Origin of the sequence: Neptunomonas sp., assembly GCF_041601355.1 — a bacterium.
Classification (GTDB): Bacteria; Pseudomonadota; Gammaproteobacteria; order Pseudomonadales; family Balneatricaceae; genus Neptunomonas.
In genome coordinates this window covers 1-7,633 of the sequence record NZ_JBFIIH010000159.1, presented here as the reverse complement: position 1 = coordinate 7,633, position 7,633 = coordinate 1, and the positions used below count along the sequence as shown (strand labels likewise).

Genomic DNA, 7,633 nt, shown 5'->3' with positions numbered 1-7,633 from the left:
AGATAGCGGTAACGTTTTGCTAATCCGGCAAACACAAATGCCGTACTTTCATAGGATCTGAAATGAAAAGCAAACCCGGACAGATCACGCCAGTCATCCTGTTCAGCGCGTTGCTCCTGCAGCCCTGAACACTGGATGCGTTGTAAAATATCTACCGGCAAGTACTTAAGCCACTCTCCCTGAAGATAGTCCAGGCGCCGTTGGAACTCACTCTGCCACAACGGTAGTATTTGCTGTGCGCTGACAGATACTCCCTTAAGCACTAAAGCAGCGTAAGCACCACTCACAGGATCCAGTTGGGTACCGATACGAATCACCTGAAAGCCCTGCTGCTGCCAAAAGTCGAGAAGTGCCGGCGTGACAGCAAAGGAAGCGCCTATCAGATCGCACGGCTGATTCTTATCCCTATAATGAAGAGTCTCATAATGAAGAGCCCCGCGCTGAATAGCCTCTAACAAACCACTAGCGACTTTCTGACGACGGTATTGATCCTGCACCGCGATGCGTACGATACGTAAAGCGGTAAAGCCTGCCGCTTCAGGGTACCCTTCCTGAGCAATCAATAACTGCGGTATTAAATGGCCACGAGGGCGACGACGCCCTTCCCAAATACGTTGTACCAACTCGTCGTCCAGTCCTCCTTCCTCCGCCACCAGACAAGCACCGATAATCTGCCCTGCTGACTCAGCAACCCAGATTTTAAGATTGGGGCTATCCAGCATAATGCGCAGGTCGCCTGGCGTAGTCCGGTAATGAGCATCAACCATTAATCCAAACAAGTTGCGTAACCGCTGCGGATGGGAGACTAACCATGCCGGATCAACAATCCGGTAATCCACCCTGTTAGCGCTATCTGTGTTAGAGCTGTCTGCTTGAGAGCCATCCGAACTGTGCTTCTTTATAGCCGGAGCGACCGCATCTAATATCAGTAACCGGTTAAAAAAAGGCTCTAAAGGATCATGTTCAGACCAACGTACAGGTTTTGTCAGTGTATAACACGCTAGCGAATTCACCCGATGCCTGAGTATCGACAAGAAACGTAACGCAAATCCCTGGCCCGTCCCCTCGTAACCTTGTGTAGTGGTGGCGAAAATTATTTTTGAAAACTTATCCAGATACCTGGCCAGCAGATGAACGGGAATACCCGCCGCTTCATCGACTAAAAGAATATCGGCAGCGCTCTCTTCGTTACACACATCCACAGGTAATCGGAAAATCAGGCAGGTATTTTTGTTGCGCACCTGATACCGCGTCCGTTCAAAATCAGCCTCATCTGCAGCATGCTGAAATAAACTCTCTACGGCATCTGAACGCGGGGCAGTAACAACAACATTTTTTCCCGCTTTCATAAAACCACGGGCTAAGATACCCAGCGCGGAGGATTTACCCCGGCCCCGTGCAGCGGTTAATACACAACACTGCTGACCACTGGCTTGCAGATGAAAGTGAATGTCATTGATTACTTTTTGCTGGTCTTGCAGAGCTGACGAAATTGAAGCCGGTAACGGCGGCGAAGAAAACTGTGCAGAGAACTGTGTAAAAAGTTCTGAGTTAAAACCGCTTTTCTGGTCAAACCGCAACACCGATGGTTCTTCAGTAAAGCAGTGCCGGAGGTGCTCAAGGAAGTGGTTACCGACATCCGCGCAGGTATAAGGCTCAACCAGTAAGCGTTGCTTTTCCGGGTCATCGAAAAAGTCTGCGCTCAGTGGCGCAGGTGTCAAAAACAGTAACAGTCCACCGCCTTTCAGCAATCCGGATATCTGTCCTAAGGTATCAGGATTAATACCACTAAAGCCATCATAGATCAGAAGTTCTACCTCCTGGCCCAGTAAGCGATGTGCCTGGTGGACAGGGCAAGTCTGCAAGCCGGGCCACTGTCGCGATGAAATGATAGCGTAACCTGATGCTTGGCCTTGAGTATTCAGAACCTCACGAGCTATCGCTTCAGACCACTCTGCAGAACCCGTCAACCAGCAAGGAAAGCGAATATTAGCTTGCTGTGCCACCGCCCGAATATGAGAAAAAAATTGAGAAATAGGTCTCTGCATTGTAGGAGAGGCAGGCGCCATCATAAACTCAATATGAGTAAGTGACGGGAGGATCCAGAGGTGGCTGAGCATCCGCCCAAACCTTGTTGCCACCTTCAGCTTTTGCCTTCGTCAGAAGGTGTTGGACACTGCGCATTGCTACCGAGCAATCCAGTTCAGAGGTCGGCTGAAATGTATTTAAACCTATACTGACCGGGTGTTTAATCTGCAACTGCATAACCCCCTTCAAACAACGATCCGCCAGCTGCCGGGCCATCTCATTTGTAGAGGGCAGGATCAATCCGAATGTTGTTTCGTCGACTTTAGCAACCATATCACCAGGGCGGCAAACGGTATTAATTAAATTTTCGGCCACCCGGATTGAATCATGTTCCGTTAAATAATCCACATCGAATCCGACATACATTATGCTTAATGGCACAAACTCTCTGGCACAACGACGGCACTCAATATCAACCTTCAATATAAACTCATTTGTATCCGGCAAACCCGTAACCAGGTCTTTACCTGTATTGATAAGATCGAAACGTGCCTGCAGTGCTTTATATTTTTTCAGAAAACCGGCTAATCGATAGACCAGTACCACTGACGCAAGCAGCATAGCTAAAAACAACCATAATAAAACCCGGGATGAAATTAAATCGGCCTGCACTGCGATCGTCGACAGCAAAAGAGATATCATCATCCCTGTTGCCAAAAGGAGTAGCGCTAACACATCATTAAGCGACTGTTGCTGCTGCACGTTATTCTGATCAGGTGGAGTATTAAAAAAGTTAGCCAACGCTATCCTCGTTATTCAACAAAGCTTTAATAAAAAGAAGTATAACGCAGATCATTCCAGATTATAGGCAAATTACTCAGCACTATTTTCATGACTATTGTTCAGGACTACTGCCCCCAACGATGATGTGATTGATTTAAAAAAGCCAGCTCCTCTGCCGTCGACTCTCGTCCCAATACTTGGTTACGATGAGGGAAACGCCCGAAGCGAATTATCATATCGCGGTGCTGGGAAGCGAAATCAATCGCTGAATGCACCCGATATCGATCTTTTAAAGGCACGTCCAGCAATAAACTTTCTAAACGACTGATGCATAAATCCTGCATATCTAATGATTCAGCATGTTGCAAAGGCATGTAGAAAAACATTCGCTCAGCAAACTCAAGTGCCTCATCATGCTGCTTTTCCAGGCTTTCCAGTACAATACTCCTGGCAATATCATCGCCCTTAAATGCCTCTGCCATCCCTCGATACATATTCCGGGTAAACTGATCCAGAAGAACCACCATCGCTAAACGCCCTCTGGGGGTTTGTCTCCATTCATTCAACTCACCCCGCAGAGCGGCATTAACCCTTGCACCAAATAAAGCATCTATTTCACGGTCCAGCTCTGCACCACCCTTCCACCAGATATTCTCCCTATCATTTACCGGAAAGCCGCCAACAAGATCACCAAACCAAAACTGCAATACTTCATCAATTTCAACTCTCATGTCCTGCTTCCCCCTTTACGGCTTCTTTCAATACGACTTCTGTTAACAGAAGCACCGCACACACTGTTACCAATCCACTATGATTAACGTAAAAATAATCGACTAACAAGTGACTTAAATGCCTATTCCGCATTTTTCAACCTTTCTTCGATCCCCAAACTGATTTAGAGTCATATCATTCAATGCTTTTTTGTACCAATCAGGAGCAGAGTCAATGTCACGAATACTACTGGTTTTATTAGCTCTGGGTATCATCTTAGCTGCCTATTTCTTTTTGCCACCCACACAAAAAGAGCTTCCGCAAACCACCAGCGGCACACCCGAAACACAGATTAGTCCCGCAGAAACATCGACTGATAATGAGCATACGCAAGCGTTAACACATATCAAAAATATCACCGCAAATGCAAACGTTTCTATTGATGCATCCACTGCCAGCCATTTTGTCTCAGAAGATCAGTTGATTCAGCTTCCTGATACGGCCAACGGACGCGCCTCATACGACCAGAATAACGATGTTAATAATAGCGCCGGGGTACAAACCTTTGGTGTAAAAATGCCTGTTTTTGACCCTAAAAACAAAACTATAACTAACAGCGAAGATAACTCATACCCTACGCCGTACAATGCCAGGCTGGGTAATCAGGTTAAACTGAAAGAGCTTCTGGATCAGTCAGACAGCAATGGAAAGCGTATCTTTTACATTCATGCGGTCAACCCAAATGACCGACAGGGAATCTGGGGGATTTTACAAAAAGGTTTAACCGATACCTTTGCCAAAGGGATCACTTTATCGGATAAAGATAAACTCATTAAAGCCACCATTCCACTTGAAGCAGACGAAGCATTAGCGAACCGCGAAAGCTCATTTCTGGGGAGATTACTGCACAATAAAGTAACCACCACACATATTTATAACTTCAGACAAGGTTTGTTAGGACAAAACCCTGATTTGATCACCCCAGGCCAACAGCTGATTATTGTCACCTTTACAGAAGATGAGCTGCTGGAGGTATACAACCATTACAATCAACAAGGCCAGACACCATGATCGATCTATACACGTGGGGCACACCTAATGGCAGGAAGGTTTCCATCATGCTGGAAGCTGTTCAAGCTGAGTACCGAGTCACATCCATTAACATTCTTAACAATGAACAGTTTGCCGCTGATTTTCTTCACATCAGCCCCAACAACAAAATTCCGGCCATAGTTGACTCAGACGGCCCTAATCACGAATCCATTTCAGTATTCGAAAGTGGCGCCATCCTTTTGTATCTCGCTGAAAAATATGGAAAATTCATCCCTTCCGACCCCGTCAAAAGAGTTCAGATGCTGGAATGGTTAATGTGGCAAATGGGTAGTTTTGGCCCATTTTTGGGGCAAGCTCATCACTTTAACCGTTTTGCTCCAGAAGAGATCCCTTATGCCGTACAGCGCTACAACACCGAAGCACAAAGGCTTTGGGGTGTGTTGGACAAGCGTTTGTCCAACAGAGAGTTTATTGTCGATGATCTCAGCATTGCTGATTTTGCCATCTACCCGTGGACTGCCCGGTTTGAATGGCAGAAAATAGATCTGACAACCTTCCCTCATGTAAAAAATTGGATGCAGCGCATGGAATCAATAGCGGCTGTGCAAAAAGGCATGGCAATACCCGATTAACTCACCCGAAGAATTAATCGTCCACTTTCAATTTTTAATTATCAGGAGCCACCATGCATATTTGGGTTGACGCAGATGCCTGCCCCCGTGTCATTAAAGATATCCTTTTTAGAGCAGCAGAGCGCACCAATACCCGCATGACGCTGGTAGCTAATCAGCTGATCAGTACGCCCCCCTCTCCTCTGATTAATGCTATACGCGTACCAGCAGGATTTGATGTAGCTGATAACTACATTGTTCAAAAGCTAACAGCCGGCGATTTGGTGATTACTGCTGATATCCCGTTAGCCGCCGAGGTCGTAGCGATAAATGCCATCGCGCTGAACCCACGCGGGGAACTCTATACACGTGAAAACATCAGACAACTACTGTCCATGCGGGACTTTATGGATACGTTAAGAAGCAGTGGCGTCGAGACGGGCGGCCCTAAATCATTTAATGAGCAAGACCGCAGAACCTTTGCCAATCAGCTAGATAGCTTACTTGCAAAGGCTGACTAACTCATATGCAGTAGCTCATACTCAGTCTGAACGGCCCAGCACAAAGGTTTCACCGGCACTGTTAATCACCAGATGAGCAACCCCATCAATCATCTCTTCATGGGATTGCTCAACCAGATCATAAAAAACTGCCCGACTAATCAGTCCTTCCATACCAAACCGGACATACAGATACGGAGAAGGCTCCCCTGTTACCGGATCGGTTTCGACACGAATGGGATGTTCCTGACTAGCAATCACCCGGTCTCCCGTGCGGCTGATAAAGCACAATGCCTCTCCCCTCTCATGCGCTACCTTTTCAACATGAATAAAATGAAACGGAACATCGTCAACTTTAATACCCACTTTCTCTACGGGTGTTTTTAGAAAGTAATCATCCCCTTCTTTCCATAACACGCTGGCAAATAGCGTCACCATTGCTTGACGCCCAATAGGGGTTCCCTCATAAAGCCAGGTACCGTCACGTAAAATACGCATATCAATATCACCGCACATATCAGGGTTCCACTTATCTACGGGTGGCCCCCCTTTTCCTGCGATTTTATCAATATTGCGACTCATCTCTGTAAAGTCAAATGTGGGTTTGTTTTCTACCATTTCATATGCTCCGGTGTATCGGTCATCCAACATCATCTATCCTTCATTAAATTAACTCAACTTATATCGCAAAAATTTCATCCATACAGACAAACACATGAATCCTATTCACTGTTAGAATGCGTTCATCTTAATAACTAAATAGACCAAGCACTTATGAACGCATCACTGCAAGAACGCTTTTCTGATCCACAACGTGGTGTGTACTTCATTGGCACGACGCCTCCCAGAAACAATGCATCAGCAGACCAGGTCAATGAAATTGCCGACAAGCTGCTCAACCGTCTCTCTGCAATCGACTTTGATGGTGTCATTGTGTATGACATTCAGGATGAGAGCAGCCGCATTGACAAGCCTCGTCCGTTCCCCTTTATGCAGACACACGATCCACGAGATTATTCACGTTTGCTACGTGAAAAATCTCAACACCCTGTTATCACCTATAAAAGTGTCTCGCAAAAAAACAGACAGGATTTTGATCAGTGGCTGGAAGAAGCCTGGAGCCAGTATGGCATCCGCGATATCGTTATGGTCGGCAGCCCATCATCCAATGGTGATGTTCGCCTGTCACTTAGTGATGCTTATAAAGCACTCTTCGAACAGCCGCGCAACTACCATCTGGGTGGCGTCACTATTGCTGAAAGACATGCAAAGAAGGGTGATGAGCATCAGCGTTTACTAAAAAAAGGCGATCAGGGATGCTCCTTTTTTGTCTCTCAGGCAGTTTATAACCCTCAGGCGACCATAGATATGTTGATTCGCTATGCTCGGGAATGTAAAGAAAGAGGCATAACACCACAGCGGGTTATTCTTACATTCACACCCTGCGGCAGCGCTAAAACGCTGGAGTTTATGGAATGGTTAGGGATTTCTGTACCGGAAGGAACACGCTATCGTATTCTCGACGCTCATAACCCACTGGCAGAATCGATCCGTATCTGTCGCAGTAACCTGGAACAGATAATTGAAGCATGTATTCCGCTGGGCGTGCCGTTAGGGCTTAATATTGAAAGCCTGACTAACCGCAAAGATGAGATTGATGCGGCGATTCGTCTCTTTAAACTGCTTAAAGCGACACTTGATTTGAAACTCGCTGAACGCTTTATTTAAATGCTTAATTAATTTCGATAATCAAGTAACATTTATTCACGCGTGGTCTGCACTTCTTTAAGGAGTGCTTCCATGACTTTATAACGCGCAGGATTCCAAATAATAACTTTTCTCACCAGATCCAGCTCGTACTTAACGTTCATCAGAAAATCCATTCCCAACAAACCATCAAATGCCCCCCCCGGTGCTTTATTATCGATGACAAAAGAGCGGATGTTT

At 46.1% G+C, this 7,633-nt stretch carries 9 protein-coding genes; 4 read left to right on the top strand and 5 right to left on the bottom strand.

The window, feature by feature from the left end; genetic code table 11:
* The 3 genes from ABY436_RS17790 to ABY436_RS17780 all read right to left on the bottom strand — a co-directional run.
* Positions 1–2,048: tRNA(Met) cytidine acetyltransferase TmcA (locus ABY436_RS17790; RefSeq protein WP_372740273.1), on the bottom strand; the 2,048-nt coding region annotated here is incomplete at its 3' end.
* Between the two features lie 28 nt (positions 2,049–2,076).
* Positions 2,077–2,829, bottom strand: coding sequence for a GGDEF domain-containing protein (locus ABY436_RS17785; protein WP_372740272.1), 753 nt, complete (start codon positions 2,827–2,829; stop codon positions 2,077–2,079).
* 107 nt (positions 2,830–2,936) lie between these two features.
* Positions 2,937–3,542, bottom strand: a complete 606-nt coding sequence (locus ABY436_RS17780) for a DUF924 family protein (protein WP_372740271.1) — start codon at positions 3,540–3,542, stop codon at positions 2,937–2,939.
* Positions 3,543–3,756: 214 nt separating this feature from the next.
* On the opposite strand from ABY436_RS17780, the gene ABY436_RS17775 reads away from it, so the two are divergent.
* The 3 genes from ABY436_RS17775 to ABY436_RS17765 are packed head-to-tail and all read left to right on the top strand — an operon-like array spanning position 3,757 to position 5,707.
* On the top strand, positions 3,757–4,593 hold the full coding sequence (locus tag ABY436_RS17775; protein ID WP_372740270.1) for a hypothetical protein: 837 nt from the start codon (positions 3,757–3,759) through the stop codon (positions 4,591–4,593).
* Positions 4,590–5,207 carry a glutathione binding-like protein gene (locus ABY436_RS17770; protein WP_372740269.1) on the top strand — a complete coding sequence of 206 codons (618 nt, stop codon included), beginning with the start codon at positions 4,590–4,592 and terminating at the stop codon, positions 5,205–5,207. Before ABY436_RS17775 ends, ABY436_RS17770 begins: the two co-directional genes overlap by 4 nt.
* Before the next feature lie 53 nt (positions 5,208–5,260).
* Positions 5,261–5,707 (top strand): YaiI/YqxD family protein, encoded by a 447-nt coding sequence (locus ABY436_RS17765; protein WP_372740268.1) that lies wholly within the window; start codon positions 5,261–5,263, stop codon positions 5,705–5,707.
* A 21-nt stretch (positions 5,708–5,728) separates the two neighbouring features.
* Here the strand turns inward: ABY436_RS17765 and ABY436_RS17760 are convergent, their stop codons facing one another.
* Entirely contained in the window at positions 5,729–6,268 is a 540-nt protein-coding gene (locus tag ABY436_RS17760) for a DUF1285 domain-containing protein (RefSeq protein ID WP_372740274.1), read from the bottom strand.
* A 192-nt stretch (positions 6,269–6,460) separates the two neighbouring features.
* On the opposite strand from ABY436_RS17760, the gene ABY436_RS17755 reads away from it, so the two are divergent.
* Complete coding sequence (locus tag ABY436_RS17755; protein ID WP_372740267.1) at positions 6,461–7,414, top strand: methylenetetrahydrofolate reductase; 954 nt, start codon at positions 6,461–6,463, stop codon at positions 7,412–7,414.
* Between the two features lie 32 nt (positions 7,415–7,446).
* Here the strand turns inward: ABY436_RS17755 and ABY436_RS17750 are convergent.
* Positions 7,447–7,633, bottom strand: a 187-nt coding sequence (locus ABY436_RS17750; protein ID WP_372740266.1) for a hypothetical protein, incomplete at its 5' end; no start/stop codon positions are given.